The sequence below is a fragment of the Methyloversatilis sp. NSM2 genome (genome assembly GCF_038066675.1).
Taxonomy (GTDB): domain Bacteria; phylum Pseudomonadota; class Gammaproteobacteria; order Burkholderiales; family Rhodocyclaceae; genus Methyloversatilis; species Methyloversatilis discipulorum_A.
Genome location: NZ_JBBUKV010000007.1, coordinates 67,609 through 82,805 on the forward strand (window position 1 = coordinate 67,609; position 15,197 = coordinate 82,805).

Consider the following 15,197-nt stretch of genomic DNA (forward strand, 5'->3'; position numbering starts at 1 on the left):
CTGCGACACCGCCAACCGTTCCGATCAAGGTTTACGCCCCCAGACGAGAAAGGCCTGGCCGTAGCCTTCCTGGCACAACCACGGATTGCGACCGTCCGACTGCTGGCGACGTTGTTCCAGCAGTCGGGTGAAATGCTGCACCAGCACCGCCTCGGCGGCGGGCGGCAACAGCGAGAACGGGAAATCGATCGAGTGACTGATCATCGGCAGCGGATAGGTACCGGCGGCGCCGACCGATTGCAGGCCGGCCCGCCCCATGGCGGCGAGATAGGGCGGCGACAGCGCGTCTGAGCGGTAGACCTCGGTCTTGGCAATCTGACTGGCCGGCGGAACCAGCGACTTGAGCAGGTCACAGATCCAGCCGAAATCCTTCTGCACGTTCTCCGGAAGGTGCGGAACGACGTAACCGATGAACAGGCCGCCGCTGTCGAGAACCCGCACCTGCTCCTCGATCACGCGATCGATGTCGACGAAATGTTCGAGCAGGCCAATCGAGAAGCAAAGATCGAAACTGCTGTCGGCGTACGGCAGGTCGAGACAATCGCCGACGTCGAACCGGGCCGCCAGGTCGTGGGCGGCAAAAGCGCCGCGTGCGACTTCGATCGCCGCCGGCGAGAGGTCGAGCAGCGTGCAGTCCCATCCGGCATCAGCGAAGTACGCGCTCAGCGAGCCGCGTCCGCAGCCGACCTCGAGCACGCGGCGCCGACCCGACGCATCGCCGATCAGTTCGTTGAATGTGTGCCAGTGGTTGCGGAAGGCAAGCTGGATCTGATTGGCCGGTTCGCTGCGCGTCCAGTGCAGGTAATGAGCCTCGGCGGTGGTACGCCAGTTCTGGTCGAAGCTGCGGCCGTCGCCCGCGGGGTCTTTCATGGACACTCCTTCATCATGTATTCGGCAAGCCGGAAATCCGCCTCTTCATCTATGGTCAGCGCGCGGTGCTCAGGAACCTGCCACGACAGGATGCGATCACCGTAGATGGTGCCCCGCTCGCGTACCAGCGTCGCCTTCATCACATACACCAGCCCAGTGCGCACGAACACCGGTGGCAGGTCCTGGCGCCGCGCCATCCGCTGTGAGCTGCCGAACAGCCAGTCGACACCTCCGTCCTCCCGAACCGTATACATGGTCGCGGGGTGCCGCTGCCCGGCGGCAAAGCCGGAAATGACCGTGTCTGCATCCTGTCCGATCGCCAGCGCCAGCGCACCGTCGATGTCGGTCGCGGTGACTGTCGGGCTGGTCGCCTGGACCAGCACAACGTGGCTGAAAGGCGGTTCCCCCGACTGTTCGAGCGTATCCAGCACATGGCGTATCACATCGACGACCAAGGTGCTGTCGGCTGCCAATTCCGGCGGACGCAGCCAGGGCACCTCCAGCCCTGCGTCGCGTGCCGCTGCCGAGATGGCTGCATCATCGGTACTGCAGATGCGTCGATTCACGGAATGCGCGTCGACCAGCGCCGAGGCGGCCCAGTGCAGCAGAGGACGGCCGCCCAGTGGTCGCAGATTCTTGCCCGGGATGCCCTTCGAACCACCGCGCGCCGGCAGCAGGCCCAGGACGTGAGGCGTACTCATGACCCTCTCCGCAGGCGTTCCACGACGCGTTCGGCCACGCATTCTTCGGTGATGTGCATCGCGTCCACGGTACATCCGCCAATATGCGGCGTCAGGATGACGTTCAGCCCGTCTCTGGCAGCGGTCAGCAGGGGAGAGCCGTCCAGTCCTCGACCGGAGTGCTCTTCCGTCAGCACATCGGCCGCGATACCGCCGAGTCGTCCGGCGCGCAGCGCGGCAACGGCGGCCGTTTCGTCGATCAAGGCACCACGGGCGGTGTTTATCAGCAACGCGTGTGCCGGAAGTGCCGCGATCACTTCGCGACCAACCAGGTTCACGTTGTCGTCGCGCAAGGCAGCATGGACCGACAGGATGTCACTGCGCGCTGCGAGTGATGGCAGTTCGTTGACCCGCACCACCTCTAGTGACGAAAAGCGCCGCTCGGGCTGGAAAGGGTCGAAAGCGGCCACCCGCATGCCCAGCGCACGCGCATAGCCGGCAACGTGTCCGCCGATCCGCCCGAGCCCGACCAGGCCGAGTGACAGCCGGCTTAACTGGCGCGAGCGGAAGCGGTCGCGGTCCCACCTTCCGGCGGATATCACATCCGCATGGGAAGCAGGAACGTGACGAAGCAGCGCGATGATGAGTCCCAGCGCCAGTTCGGACGTTGAGGTAACGCCATCGATCGCCTCGCGGCAGTCACGCAGCGACACCACCTCGACGCCGCGTACTCGGCAAGCCTCGACATCGACATGCGTCAGCCCGGTCGTCGGGGTCGCAAGGCAGCGCAGATGCGGAAAGCGATCGAGCATCTTTCCATCGACGTGGTGCGCGAGACGAATCACCAGAATCGCGACCTCCGTTTCGCGCCCCGGTGGTACCTCGCCATGCCACACCTCTCCCAGCTGACCGTAGGTCGTAACGGCGCGCGGGCTGTAACCGGCAGGTTCTAACAGGAGAACGGCCATGGCGTGAATCAGAGGTAACTCAGCAGTTTCTGTGGATAGGGCTCGAAGCGCTTGAGCTGCTCGACGATGCGTTCGCTTGCGCGTCCGTCACCATAAAGCAGGCTCGGTTCATGCCGCCCGCGCGCCAGCTGGGCGCGCGCAGCCTCGACGATGCGCGCGGTCTCGGCCGGCACGCTGACCAGATTGTCCCCGTGCTCGCGCCCCGCCTGGCGATCACCGACGAGTACGACCGGGGTACCGGAAAACGTGCTGTCACGCACGAAGCTGGACGAGTTGCCAATGGCGCAGGCGGTCACCTTGAGACACTTCTGGAAGGTGACCGGATCGAGATTCTTCACCAGATGCAGCCAGCGGGCGTCGTGATGCTCACGGTAGACACGCAGCGCTTTCGAAATGTCATCAGCTCCTGCATCGATGTTGGGCCATATCCAGACGGTCGGCGTCTGCAGCTGATGCAGGGCCTCCAGCAGCTGCTCCGCCTGCCGGCGGGCCTCGCCGAAGCGCGTTGTCACCGGGTGATAGATCACCAGCAGGAAGGGCTGATCAGGGTCGATGCCGCCGCCGACGCCGATGCGCTCGAACAGATTCTTGGGCAGACTGAGGTCGAGTGCCCGGATGTAGTCGCCCGAGGGGCAGCCGACGTTGAAAACCATGTCCGGCCGCTCGCCCATGCGCCGGATGAACTCGGCCGACCTTTCAGTCGACGGAAAATGCAGGTGCGCGAACTTGGTGATGGCGTGGCGCGCACTTTCGTCGATCGAACCTGACACCTCGCCACCCTGGATGTGCGCGATAGGAAGGTTCATGTAGGCCGCGGCAATGGCGGCCGCAAGCGCCTCGTAGCGATCGCCGATCAGCAGCACCACGTCGGGCCGCAGCCGATGGAATTCGGAACTGAACTCGATGATCCCCAGACCGATGCCCTTGGCCATGGTGACCGGCACCGACCCCTCGACTTCCAGGTAGATGCGGCTGTCGACGCGGAACCCGTCCGCCTCGACAATGCGTTCAGCCTGACCGAAACGTTCCAGCAACATGGTGCCGGCACACACGGTGAGCAGTTCGAGATCCGGGTCCTGCTCGATACTGCGCATGACCGGGTGCATCCGGCCGTAGTTGGCACGATCGACAAGGACCACGCATATCCGGCGCGGGAGCTTACTCGACATCATCTTCCTTCAGGAATGCATCGGCAGCGCAGGCGTGCCGGAGGCGACGCCCGACCATTTCATCCAGACGCCGCGCAGGAATTCCGGTGCCCGGCTTTCTGAACGCGAAATCTGAGGTCCGCAGGACGTGGCCGGCCGGCAGCCCCTCGCGCAGCACAAGGCTGCGGCCAAACAGTTCGCGCAACGCGGCCTTGTCGGCCGCGACCTCATCCTTGGACACGGGCGAACGCAAAGCCTTCTCGACGAAGCGCACGCCCTGTACCAGCGAAGCCAGTTCGGTGGTCGTGACCGACGACGCGACGTCCGGTCCGAAGCACTCGCGCGACAGCACGAGATGAACCTCGATCAGATTGGCCCCCAGGGTTGTAGCGGCCACAGAGGGATAGATGGTTCCCGAATGGTCCGACAGCCCGACCGGCACGCCGTAGCGCTCGCGCAATTCGGCCAGCACATTAAGGCCTGTCTGTTCCGGCGGACAGGGGTAAGCGGTAGTGCACTGGAACACGGCCAGCGGCGCGCCGTGGCCCCGGACCCACGCCACCGCCTCATCGAGCTCGGTCCAAGAAGACATTCCGCTCGAGAGAAGAACAGGGCGCACAGTCGCGGACACGCGCTGGATCAGGGGGAAGTTGGCCGTATCGCCGGACCCGATCTTCCAGGCCGGCATGTCGAGCCGCTCCAGAAGCTCGACTGCCTCGAGCGAGAACGGTGTGGACAGAAACACCAGACCACGCTCGCGCGCGTGGTCGGCAAGTCCTGCCCACTGTTCGCGCGTGAATTCCATGCGCTGCCAGTAGGCGTAGCGAGTGGCGTCCTGCGGAAAGGTATTGACCCGAAAACGCTCTTCCGGCGAAGACTCGGCGTGCGCGATGTGCGTCTGGAACTTGACGGCGTCGGCACCTGCGCGGGCCGCGGCGTCGATGTACGCGTGAGCGGTCCCGAGGCTGCCGTCGTGCGCCTGAGCAACTTCGGCGACGATGAAGCTGGGCTCACCGGGCCCGACCAAGCGCGAACCGATCGGGATTTTACTTTGCTCTGCCATGGATGATCTGGATCTCACCTTTCCTGGGAACAGCCCAATCCGCGCCGGATTACGGCACTATTCGGGCGCGCCCCGGAACAGCCCGAGAAAACGCTCGATTGTACCCGGGCAACCGCCCGCTTAGCCACGGTTTCGGCGCCTTGCCTCGACGTAGCGACCCCATCCCAGCCATCACACACTCATGCGCCTGATCTACACACTGATCTGGATCATCGCCTTGCCGTGCGCTCTGGCGCGCTTGTTCTGGCGCAGCCGCTCCGGCGCTGGCAGCCTCGAAGACCTGCCCCAGCGGCTGGGACTCTTCGCGCCGGGACCACTCAGGACCACCCTCTGGATCCACGCCGTATCCGTGGGCGAGACGCGCGCCGCACAGCCGCTGATCGCCGCCCTCCGTCAGCATTTCCCTGACGTCCGCATCGTGCTCACGCAGAACACCGCGACTGGGCGAGCCACCGCGCGCGAACTCTACGGGAGCGAAGTGGACACGATCTGGCTTCCGTGGGATCTGCCTTGGGCTCAGCGCAGCCTGCTCAGGCATCTGCGACCAGCGGTAGGCCTCCTGATAGAAACGGAACTCTGGCCCAACCTGCTGGCTGAATGCGCTCGTGCCGGCGTCCCGGTCGCGCTGATCAACGCACGACTGTCCGAGCGTTCGGCACGCGGTTATGGCCGGATACCGGCGTTGACCCGGCCGATGCTGAACACTCTGGCCGTGGTTGCCGCACAGACCGCCGCCGATGCCATGCGGCTGCAGGCACTCGGCGCGGACAGCGCCGTCGTCTGCGGCAACCTGAAGTTCGACGTCGCACTGCCCGAGGCACTGCGTGCCCTGGGGCTCGGCTGGCGTGCCAAGCTGGGTGGCCGGCCGGTTGTCCTGCTGGCCAGCACACGCGACGGTGAGGAAGCACTGCTGCTGCCGGCGCTGCATGCGGCACTGCCGCCAGAAGCACTGATCGCGCTGGTGCCGCGCCACCCGCAGCGCTTCGATGAGGTGGCTGCGCTCGTCACACGCAACGGACTGCCGATGATCCGGCGTAGCGCAGACATCCTGCCGGAAACCTCCATCCGGGTCTGGCTGGGCGACTCGATGGGCGAGATGGCAGCCTGGTACGCGCTGGCCAACCTCGCGCTTATCGGCGGCAGCTGGCTGCCGCTGGGCGGACAGAACCTGATCGAGGCCTGTGCCAGCGGCTGCCCCGTCATCGTCGGGCCACACACCTTCAACTTCGCGCAGGCGGCGTCCGATTCGATCGCGGCCGGGGCGGCGCAGCGCGCGAGGGACGTCGGCGACGCGGCCGGACAGACTGCTGCACTGCTGGCCAGTCCGGCCCGGCAGGCTGCAATGGCCGAGGCTGGCATTGCCTTCGCGCAGTCGCATCGCGGAGCGACCGCGCGCACGCTGGCCCTGATCGAGCCGCTTATCCAGGCCCGGCTGACGGCCACAAGTGAGCGCTAACGCACCCTCACCGCCCCCGCCTCCACCTTCAGCCGCTGCCTCCCGTGTCCGGCCGGAATCTGCACGGTGCCGGCCAGGCGATACGGCCCGACCACGCTCGGCGCCACTTCGACCACCGCGCGGCGCCCGGCGGCCGAATGGCTTTCCAGCCACCAGCCCTTGTCGTCGCGCGTCGTGCGCATACCGAAGGGCCGCGCCAGCGGTTCGCCGACGAACACGCCTTCGCCGGGCCAGGCTACGCTCTTCCAGTAGGCTTCGATCAGCGTTTCGCCCTCGGCGTAGAAGGTCATCAGGATGCCCGGGTGCGGGAACTTGCCGAGGTGATTGCACGGTTCGACCACGGTGCCGTAGCTCCCGGTGGCGCCGGCACGCAGCCACTCCAGTGCGCTCATCTGCGTCTGGTTGCCGGTCAGCTGGCCGCCGAAGGAGGTCAGATGGTCGGCCGGCGCGCCGGGCAGGAAGGTGAGCGAGTCGATCGCGGGCACCCTGACCGCACCGGTGAAATAGCCGATCACGTCACGCCGCCCGCCCGCCTCGGCGGCGGTCGGCGTCTCGAAGTGCAGGCCGCGCACCTGCTGCACGATCTCGTCGAACATGCCGGCGCGTACGTTGCGCGCGGAATCCTCGGTGCGGACCAGGTAGACGCTGCCCTTCGGATAGCTGTAGTCCGATGCGATGCCGCGGTCGATCAGCTGTCGTACCTGCTCGACCGTTTCGCCGGCCAGCAGCATGGCCGGTCTCGGCATCGGCATGTCCTCGCTCATGGCGCGGCCGCCATTGAACATCCGGCTGGTCTGTGTCGGTCCGCAGCTGGCTGAGCAGAAGCGTTCGTCGTAGCCGAAAGCGAAAGCGGAGGTGATGCTCATGCAACCGGCGCGCCATGGCTTGGTCCACGCCAGCGCAAACGCCTGGATGCCGGACGGCAGCTTCTGCTCGACTTCCGCCTGCAGCGCTTCGAATTCGGCGCGTGTCAGTGCCGCACGGTCGTGCGGCAGACGCACCTCGATCAGATTCGCCTCCGGTATGCCGCGGCGGATGCGGTAATAGGTGCCGGCATCGACGCTGGCCGGATCGGACACATTGACGATGACCGCCAGCTCGCCCGGGCCCAGTGCTCGCGCGACGTCGGCGAGCGGAAGCAGCAGGGCCAGCAGCAGGCAGCGAAGATAGACAGTGAGTTTCGGCATGTGGCGTCCGCAGCGCATTTCGATCAGGCCGACAGTCTATATAGGCAAGCGCCTGCGAGACACCTGTCCGCGCGCGGGCATGGCACCATCCGGGCGCAGATCCAGCCCTGCGCCCACGACACTATCCAACGGAGGTTCACTCGAATGCGTTATCAAGCCTATCGTGAGCAGTGCAATGCAGACAGCCTGACGATGATCGACGCTGAAGTCCCGCGTCCCGGTCCGGGCCAGGTGCTGGTCAAGATGCGCGCAGCGTCGCTGAACTATCGCGATCTGTTCATCCTGCAGGGCCTGTATCCCGGCGTCGATTCGAAGGATCTGATCCCGCTGTCCGACGGCGCCGGCGAGGTGGTCGAGATCGGCGCGGGCGTCGACCGCTTTGCCGCCGGCGACCACGTGATCGGCACCTTCTTCGAAACATGGATATCCGGTCGACTGCAGCCGGCTTACTTCGGCAAGACCCTGGGCGGCACCGCGCCCGGCGTACTCACCGAGTACCGCCTGTTCCCACAGGAATCGCTGGTCGCCAAACCGGCGCACCTGAGCTTCGAGGAGGCGGCGACGCTGCCCTGCGCCGCGCTGACCGCGTGGAACGCGCTGTTCGAAGGCCCGGCCCCGCTGCGTGCCGGCGAACGCGTGCTGGTGCTGGGCACCGGCGGCGTGTCGATGTTCGCGCTGCAGCTGGCAAAGGCGGCCGGTGCCGAGGTGATCGCCACCTCGTCGAGCGACGCCAAGCTGGAAAAGGCAAAGTCGCTGGGCGCGACCACGCTGATCAATTACCGCAGCCACCCGGAGTGGGATCAGGAAGTGCGCAATGCCACCGGTGGCGCAGGCGTCGACCACGTGGTCGAAGTCGGCGGCCCGGGCACGCTGCAGCGCTCGATTGCCTCACTCGGCCAGAACGGCCAGGCGCACCTGATCGGCGTGCTGACCGGCGGCGAAATCAACCCACTGCCACTGCTGTTCACCACCTCGACCGTGCGCGGCGTGTTCGTCGGTTCGCGCGAAATGTTCGAATCCATGAACAAGGTGATTTCGCTGCACAAGATCCACCCGGTCATCGACCGCGTGTTTGGTTTCGAAGAAGCGCGCGCAGCACTCGCACACCAGCAGAGCCAGGCCCACGTCGGCAAGGTGGTGGTGAGGATAGGCTGAGGGGCTAGGGGCTAGGGGCGGAGTCCGGCGCGCACCGAGGGTTCCTGCCCCCCAGTCCCCAGCCCCTGATCCCTAGCCCCTCTACCCCAGCCCCTCTCACAGCACCTTCGCCGAGAAGGTGTCGCAGGCCGCCATCTCGCCCTGTTCCAGTCCGCGGCGGAACCAGCGCATGCGCTGTTCGGCACTGCCGTGGGTGAAGCTTTCCGGCACCACGTAACCCTGCGCCTGCTTCTGCAGCGTGTCGTCACCGATGGCGGTGGCGGCGCGCAGCGCCTCTTCGACGTCGCCCTGCTCCAGTATGCTGCGCGAGCGGTTGGCGTGGTGCGCCCAGATGCCGGCGAAGCAGTCGGCCTGCAGTTCCATCCGGACCTGCAGCAGGTTGGCCTCGCGCTCGCCTGCACGCTGTTTCGCGCGCTGCACCTTTTCGGCGATGCCCAGCTGGTGCTGCACGTGGTGCCCGACTTCGTGCGCGATCACGTAGGCCTGGGCGAAATCGCCGGGCGCGCCGAAGCGGCGCTGCAGGTCGTCGTAAAAACCCAGATCGAGATAGACGCGTTCGTCGGCCGGACAGTAGAAAGGCCCCATCGCCGCCTGTCCGACGCCGCAGCCGGTCTGCGTGCCGCCGGTGTAGAGCACCAGCCGCGGCTCGCGGTACTCGCCGCCGCCGGCGCGGAACAGTGCGCCCCAGGTGTCCTCGGTGTCGGCCAGCACGCGCGAGGTGAAGCGCGCCAGGCCATCCTGTTCCGGCTGCCCGGTCGACTGCACCCCCGGCTGTACCGGTGCCTGCTGCTGCGCATCCGGCAGGCCACTGCCCATATTGAGCACCACCGACGGATCGACGCCGAAATACATCGCCACCAGCGCCAGCACGATGGTGCCTATGCCTATGCTGCGCCCGCCGCCCGGCAGGCCGCCGCGGGCGCCCCGCCTGTCCTCGATGTTCTCGCTTTCCCGTCCGTCGTCCAGTCGCATGCTCGCCCCCTCCTCGCAGACGCACATGATAGGCGGATCAGGTGGTGGCGGTATCCATCACCGGCAGCCACAGCGTGACCGTCGTGCCCTCGCCGGGGACGCTGACGATTTCGATCTCGCCGCCATGCAGGTCCATGATCTCCTTGACCAGCGACATGCCCAGACCGGTGCCCGGAATGTTGCCCGAGGGGTCGGCCCGGTAGAAGCGCTCGAAGATGCGCGCCTGCTGTTCCGGCGTCATGCCGATACCCTGATCGCTGACGTGGATGCCCGCCATCAGTCGCGAGTTGCGCGTCACTTCGGTCACCGACAGCCTGACTTCGCCGCCGCCCGGGGAGTACTTGAAGGCGTTGGTGATGATGTTGCTCAGCGCGCGCACCATCTTCTCGTGGTCGACGCGGATGCGCGGCATCGACTGTGGCATGTCCAGCGATACGCGGTGCGTGTCGCCCGGCATCGCGAGGCCTTCCAGCGTCGCGTTGATGAGCATCTTGACCGGCAGGTCCTCGTAGCGGAAATCCTGCCCGGCGCGCGCCTCGATGCGCGCGAGGTCGAGCAGGTCGTTGATCAGGTTCACCAGCACGCGCGACTGCCGGTGGATGATGCCGTGCATACGCCGGCGCGCCGCTTCGTCGTATTCGCGGTTCAGCAGCAGTTCGGCAAAGCCGAAGATGGACGACAGCGGCGTACGCAGTTCGTGTGCCGCCGTGCTCAGGAACTCGCTCTTCATCCGGTCGACTTCGAACTGCTGCGTGATGTCGCGGAAGTAGAGCACCGTTTCCGAGCGCCCCTGCGGTGCCACGCGCGCACTGCGCTCGAGCACGCGGCGCTCCGGGCGCAGCAGCCACAGCCGCTGCGCCTCCTCGCTCGAACCGTCGAGCGCGAGCTCCGGCCACGGGTGCGCCGGGTCCGACAGCCCGGCCATGCGCCGATCGAAGGTCTGCGCGTCCAGCCCCAGCAGTTCGCTCTGCGCCATATGCGTCATGCGCACGAATGCCGGGTTCACATTGGTGAGGATGCCGTCTGCATCGAAGGTGACGAAGCCGTCGGGCGACAGTGAGAAAACCGTGTGCAGGCGATTGGTACGGCGGATCAGCTTCTGTTCGAACTCGACCCGCTCCGTAATGTCGTCGAACACATCGACGTAGTGCGTCACCGCACCGTCGTTGTCGCGCACCGGCGAGGACGACAGCGCCACCCACAGGGTGCGTCCGTCGGCGCGCCGCACATCGACCGTGGTGCTGAAGGGCTTGGCGTGGGCGACGGCCCAACGCATCTCATCGCCGACACGATCCGCCGCGTCGCCGTCGGCGGTGTAGGAGAACGGGCGGCCGATCACCTCCTGTGCACTGCGTCCGGTCAGCCGCTCGAACGCCGCGTTCACATAGACGACCGGCAGACCGGTGCGCTGGACATCGCGGATCAGCACCGCTTCGCTCGACGACGCCAGCGCCCTGTCGTGCAGCCGCATGCGCGTCTGCGCGGCCACCTGCTCGCTCACGTCGCGCAGCAGCAGCGTGTGCACGACGCGCCCCTCGTGCACGAAGCGGCTGGCCGATACGGTCACCGGAAACTGACGCACGCCCGCGCGCAACCCGGTGCTGTCCTCGTGTCGCGCCAGGCGCGTAAGCGACTGCGCATCATGCAGCCCGGCGGCGAACCAGTCCGCGTCGAATTGCGGCAGCAGGCGAGACAGCGGCAGGCCGATCACCTCATCCGCCCGGCGGTCGAACATGTCCGCCGCCGAGCGGTTCATGGTCAGCACCATGCCGCCCTCGTCGGTCGTGACGATGCCGTCGGCAGCGGTGTCGAGCACCGCCGACAGCCGCGTCTCGCTGAGCGCCAGTTCGCGCGCTGTCGCCCGTGCGCTGCGGTGCGCCCGCGCCGTCTCGGCCAGCAGTCGCAGCAGATGGAAAAGTACCGCGCTCAGCGCGATGCCCATCAGCGGCACCAGCCACAGCACCAGATGGTCGGAGCCGAAACCGGCCGGCGCACGCGTGCGCACCGTCCATGCATGGCCAGCGACCTCGATCTCGCGCACGTCCTCCAGACCGGACAGCTTCTGGCCATCGACTGCATTGCTGTAGAGCAGCGTCGCCGCGTCCAGGCTGCGGCCATCGTGGATGGCGACGACCACGTGGTCTGCGTAGCCACGCAGCGCACTGCCGAACAGATCGTGCGCGCGATAGGGGCTGTAGGCGTAGCCGATCAGCGCGCGCCGGCGGGCCTCGACCGTATCGACTGCGACGCCGCGCGCATACACCGGGTAGTACAGCAGGAAGCCCGGCTGCACACCGTCCTTGCCCTCCTGCACCAGCACGACGCGCCCCGACAGCGCGACGTCACCGATGTCCCGCGCGCGGCTCATCGCCGCCGACCGTATCGGCTCCGAATTCATGTCGAAGCCGATCGCCCTGCGGTTGCGCTCGTTCAACGGCGCGAGGAAGAGGATGCTGTGGTACTCGGCGCGCGGCGTGTCGGGCTTGATCGCGTAATCGGGCATCTGCCGGCGGATCGCCGCCTCATGTGCCGCCTTGTCGGCCGCGGGCACACGCACCGTCAGGCCGACGCCGAGGATGCCCGGGTAGTTGCGCTCCAGATTCAGTTCGTCGACGTAATCGTGCCATTCGTCGCGCGTGACCTCGCGGCTCGCGCGGACCAGGCCGGCCGCGCCGCGCAGAATCTCCTCGTGCGCGACCATGCGCCGGCGCAGCTGGGCGACCACCTTGTCGACCTCGCTGTCGAAGCGCTGCGCGGTGGCGGCGTTCAGACGGTCCCACAGCAGCGTACTCACCGCGGCGGTCACCAGCAGGCCGAGCGACAGCGCCAGCCAGGCCAGCCAGTCGGGAATGTTCAGCCGGTGGCGCAGGCTGGCGTCGGTCGTTGCCATCGTCGCGCTCCGGGCCTGCGGCCCGTCACCCTTCATCGCGCCGACGAGCCTCCGAGCAGCGCAGCGATCCGGTCGAGCAGTTCCATCGGGCTGAATGGCTTGGTCAGATAGGTGTCGGCCCCCGCCTCACGGCCGGCCTCGATGTCCCGCTGCTGGCCGCGCGCGGTCAGCAGGATGACCGGCACCTGCGCCGTCGCCGGCTGCGCGCGCAGACGCCGGCACATTTCCAGCCCGTCCATCGAGCCCGGCATCATCACGTCGAGCAGCACCAGATCAGGCGTGTGCTGCTGGATCTTGCTCCAGCCGATGTCGGCGTTTTCGGCCTCGCTCAGTTCGAAATCGCCGAACTCCAGGGTCATGCGGATGAGCTGGCGGATTTCCGGCTGATCCTCGATCACCGCGATGCGGGCCCCCATGTCAGTACGCTCCCCGTATGCGGACTGAGGTGGCACTGCGGACAGGGGACACGTTCATTGCAAGCTCGCCGGAGAGGAATCCGGACAGCTTAACGACGTGAACACGAAATTGCTTGAGTCGCGTGCGGGGCCGGCCCGCACAACGCACTCAACCCGCCGCGAACACCAGGATGACCTGATCGACGGCAAGGCTCTCGCCCGCTCCGGCCGACACCTTCTCGACCACGCCGTCGCGCTCGGCACGCAGGATGTTCTCCATCTTCATCGCCTCGATCACCGCCAGCCGCTCGCCGGCCTTGACCGCCTGTCCCGGCTTCACGCTGACCTCGCGCAGCAGACCAGGCATCGGTGACAGCAGGAAGCGCGACATGTCGGGCGCGGCCTTTACCGGCATGCGCGCCAGCAGTTCCGCCGCACGCTGGCTCATCACCTCGGCATCGACGCGCACGCCGCGATGCTGCAGCCGGTAGCACAGGCCGATGCGCTCGACCTGCACGGCGAAGGTCTTGCCGTCGAGTTCGCCGCGATAGACCGGATCCGACACCTTCCAGTCGGCAACCAGGCGATGCGGCTTGCCATCGATGCTGACCACGTGGTCGTCGCCGTCGACATCCAGCTGGACGAAGTGGGCAACGCCACGCAGGCGCACCACCGCTTCCGGCTTGATGCGGAACTCGTGGCCCGGCATCTGGCCGACGATGCGCGATGCGCGCTCGTTGTAACGCTGGTGCACGCTGGCCGCCACCGCCAGCAGCAGCGGCGCGTCCTCGAACTCGGCAGCCGCGGGATCAAAGCCCTGCGGGTACTCCTCGGCGATGAAGGCGGTGGTGAAGCGGCCGGCGGCGAAGCGCTCGTGGCCCAACACCGACGACACGAAAGCGATGTTGTGATTCGGACCGCGGATGACGAAGTCGTCCAGCGCATCGCGCAGCCGGGCGATCGCTTCGTCGCGGGTACGGCCGTGGCAGATCAGCTTGGCGATCATCGAGTCGTAGTGCATCGACACTTCGCCGCCTTCATAGACGCCGGTGTCGACCCGCACGGCATCGGTCTGCGCAGGTGGCCGGTACTTGACCAGACGTCCGACCGAGGGCAGGAAACCGCGCGCCGGGTCTTCGGCGCAGATGCGCGCTTCCATCGCCCAGCCATCCAGCTTCACGTCGGCCTGATCGAAGGTGAGCGGCTCGCCGGCGGCGACGCGGATCATCTGTTCGACCAGGTCGAGGCCGGTGATCAGTTCGGTCACCGGATGCTCGACCTGCAGCCGCGTATTCATTTCGAGGAAGTAGAAGGACTTGTCGCGGCCGACCACGAACTCGACCGTGCCGGCCGACTGGTACTGCACCGCCTTCGCCAGCTTCACCGCCTGCTCGCCCATCGCGCGCCGGGTTTCGGCGTTGATGAAGGGCGACGGCGCCTCCTCGATCACCTTCTGGTGGCGGCGCTGGATCGAGCACTCGCGCTCGTTCAGGTAGACCACCTTGCCGAAGGCGTCGCCCAGCACCTGGATTTCGATGTGGCGCGGCTCCTCGACGAATTTTTCGATGAACACGCGATCGTCGTTGAAGGCGTTCTTCGCTTCGTTTACGCAGGAGGCGAAGCCTTCGTGCGCCTCGGCGTCATTGAACGCCACGCGCAGGCCCTTGCCGCCGCCGCCGGCGCTGGCCTTGATCATGACCGGGTAGCCGATGCCGCGCGCAATCTCGACCGCACGCTCCGGGCTTTCGATCGGATCGTTCCAGCCAGGAATGGTGTTCACGCCGGCTTCCTTGGCCAGCTTCTTCGATGCGATCTTGTCGCCCATCGCGGCGATGGCGTGCGTCTTCGGACCGATGAACACGATGCCTTCGCGCTCCAGCGCCTCGCAGAACGATTCGTTCTCCGACAGGAAGCCGTAGCCCGGATGCACGGCCTGCGCGCCGGTCGCCTTGCAGGCGGCGATGATCTTGTCGGCGACGAGATAGGACTCGCGCGCCGGCGCCGGGCCGATGCAGACGGCTTCGTCCGCCAGTTCGACGTGCAGCGCGTTGGCGTCCGCCTCGGAGTACACCGCGACGGTGGCGATGCCCATGCGGCGCGCGGTGCGGATGACGCGACAGGCGATCTCGCCGCGGTTTGCGATCAGGATCTTTTCAAACATGGCGGGTCTCCGCGGCGAGGTCGCCCTCACACGCTGCGCGTGTGAAGCGGGAAGTAAGGATCGCAGCGCGACCGCGCTGCGAGTCGCCGCGGTTCGCGATCAGGATCTTTTCAAACATGGGAAGTCTCCGCTGCGAGATCGCTGCCACACGCTGCACGTGTGAGGCGGGAAGTAGGGATCGCAGCGCGACCGCGCTGCGAGTCGCCGCGGTTCGCGATCAGGATCTTTTCAAACATGGGAAGTCTCCGCTGC

At 66.7% G+C, this 15,197-nt stretch carries 13 protein-coding genes; 2 read left to right on the top strand and 11 right to left on the bottom strand.

Going from position 1 to position 15,197, the window contains the following annotated elements; all coding sequences use genetic code 11:
* Positions 1 to 24 precede the first annotated feature (24 nt).
* From WJU27_RS15290 to WJU27_RS15310, 5 genes are read right to left on the bottom strand one after another with little or no spacing between them, the layout of a single operon-like run.
* Positions 25 to 870, bottom strand: a complete 846-nt coding sequence (locus tag WJU27_RS15290) for a class I SAM-dependent methyltransferase (RefSeq protein ID WP_341422622.1) — start codon at positions 868 to 870, stop codon at positions 25 to 27.
* On the bottom strand, positions 867 to 1,571 hold the full coding sequence (locus WJU27_RS15295; protein ID WP_341422623.1) for an acylneuraminate cytidylyltransferase family protein: 705 nt from the start codon (positions 1,569 to 1,571) through the stop codon (positions 867 to 869). Before WJU27_RS15295 ends, WJU27_RS15290 begins: the two co-directional genes overlap by 4 nt.
* Entirely contained in the window at positions 1,568 to 2,518 is a 951-nt protein-coding gene (locus tag WJU27_RS15300; RefSeq protein WP_341422624.1) for an NAD(P)-dependent oxidoreductase, read from the bottom strand. Before WJU27_RS15300 ends, WJU27_RS15295 begins: the two co-directional genes overlap by 4 nt.
* Before the next feature lie 8 nt (positions 2,519 to 2,526).
* Positions 2,527 to 3,657, bottom strand: a complete 1,131-nt coding sequence (gene neuC / locus WJU27_RS15305) for a UDP-N-acetylglucosamine 2-epimerase (RefSeq protein ID WP_341422625.1) — start codon at positions 3,655 to 3,657, stop codon at positions 2,527 to 2,529.
* 19 nt (positions 3,658 to 3,676) lie between these two features.
* Positions 3,677 to 4,729 (bottom strand): N-acetylneuraminate synthase family protein, encoded by a 1,053-nt coding sequence (locus WJU27_RS15310; protein ID WP_341422626.1) that lies wholly within the window; start codon positions 4,727 to 4,729, stop codon positions 3,677 to 3,679.
* Between the two features lie 181 nt (positions 4,730 to 4,910).
* Between WJU27_RS15310 and waaA the strand changes: the two genes are divergently transcribed.
* Positions 4,911 to 6,185: a lipid IV(A) 3-deoxy-D-manno-octulosonic acid transferase gene (waaA, locus tag WJU27_RS15315; RefSeq protein WP_341422627.1), complete on the top strand. Its 1,275-nt coding sequence runs from the start codon at positions 4,911 to 4,913 to the stop codon at positions 6,183 to 6,185.
* On the opposite strand, the gene WJU27_RS15320 is transcribed toward waaA, so the two are convergent.
* The gene (locus WJU27_RS15320; protein WP_341422628.1) at positions 6,182 to 7,372 is read right to left on the bottom strand and encodes a TIGR03790 family protein; all 1,191 of its coding nucleotides are present in this window, start codon (positions 7,370 to 7,372) and stop codon (positions 6,182 to 6,184) included. The two genes, waaA and WJU27_RS15320, sit on opposite strands and share 4 nt — an antisense overlap.
* Before the next feature lie 144 nt (positions 7,373 to 7,516).
* On the opposite strand from WJU27_RS15320, the gene WJU27_RS15325 reads away from it, so the two are divergent.
* Positions 7,517 to 8,527 (top strand): zinc-dependent alcohol dehydrogenase family protein, encoded by a 1,011-nt coding sequence (locus WJU27_RS15325; protein WP_020163050.1) that lies wholly within the window; start codon positions 7,517 to 7,519, stop codon positions 8,525 to 8,527.
* A 96-nt stretch (positions 8,528 to 8,623) separates the two neighbouring features.
* Here WJU27_RS15325 and ypfJ read toward each other — a convergent pair whose 3' ends face one another.
* The 5 genes from ypfJ to WJU27_RS15350 form a co-directional block, all read right to left on the bottom strand.
* On the bottom strand, positions 8,624 to 9,499 hold the full coding sequence (gene ypfJ, locus WJU27_RS15330; RefSeq protein ID WP_020163049.1) for a KPN_02809 family neutral zinc metallopeptidase: 876 nt from the start codon (positions 9,497 to 9,499) through the stop codon (positions 8,624 to 8,626).
* A 37-nt stretch (positions 9,500 to 9,536) separates the two neighbouring features.
* Positions 9,537 to 12,389 carry a CHASE domain-containing protein gene (locus WJU27_RS15335; protein WP_341422629.1) on the bottom strand — a complete coding sequence of 951 codons (2,853 nt, stop codon included), beginning with the start codon at positions 12,387 to 12,389 and terminating at the stop codon, positions 9,537 to 9,539.
* 32 nt (positions 12,390 to 12,421) lie between these two features.
* Positions 12,422 to 12,805 (bottom strand): response regulator transcription factor, encoded by a 384-nt coding sequence (locus WJU27_RS15340; RefSeq protein WP_020163047.1) that lies wholly within the window; start codon positions 12,803 to 12,805, stop codon positions 12,422 to 12,424.
* Between the two features lie 148 nt (positions 12,806 to 12,953).
* Positions 12,954 to 14,945 carry an acetyl/propionyl/methylcrotonyl-CoA carboxylase subunit alpha gene (locus WJU27_RS15345; RefSeq protein WP_341422630.1) on the bottom strand — a complete coding sequence of 664 codons (1,992 nt, stop codon included), beginning with the start codon at positions 14,943 to 14,945 and terminating at the stop codon, positions 12,954 to 12,956.
* Complete coding sequence (locus tag WJU27_RS15350) at positions 14,938 to 15,063, bottom strand: hypothetical protein (protein WP_341422631.1); 126 nt, start codon at positions 15,061 to 15,063, stop codon at positions 14,938 to 14,940. The genes WJU27_RS15345 and WJU27_RS15350 overlap by 8 nt, the downstream gene beginning before the upstream one ends.
* Between the last annotated feature and the right edge of the window lie 134 nt (positions 15,064 to 15,197).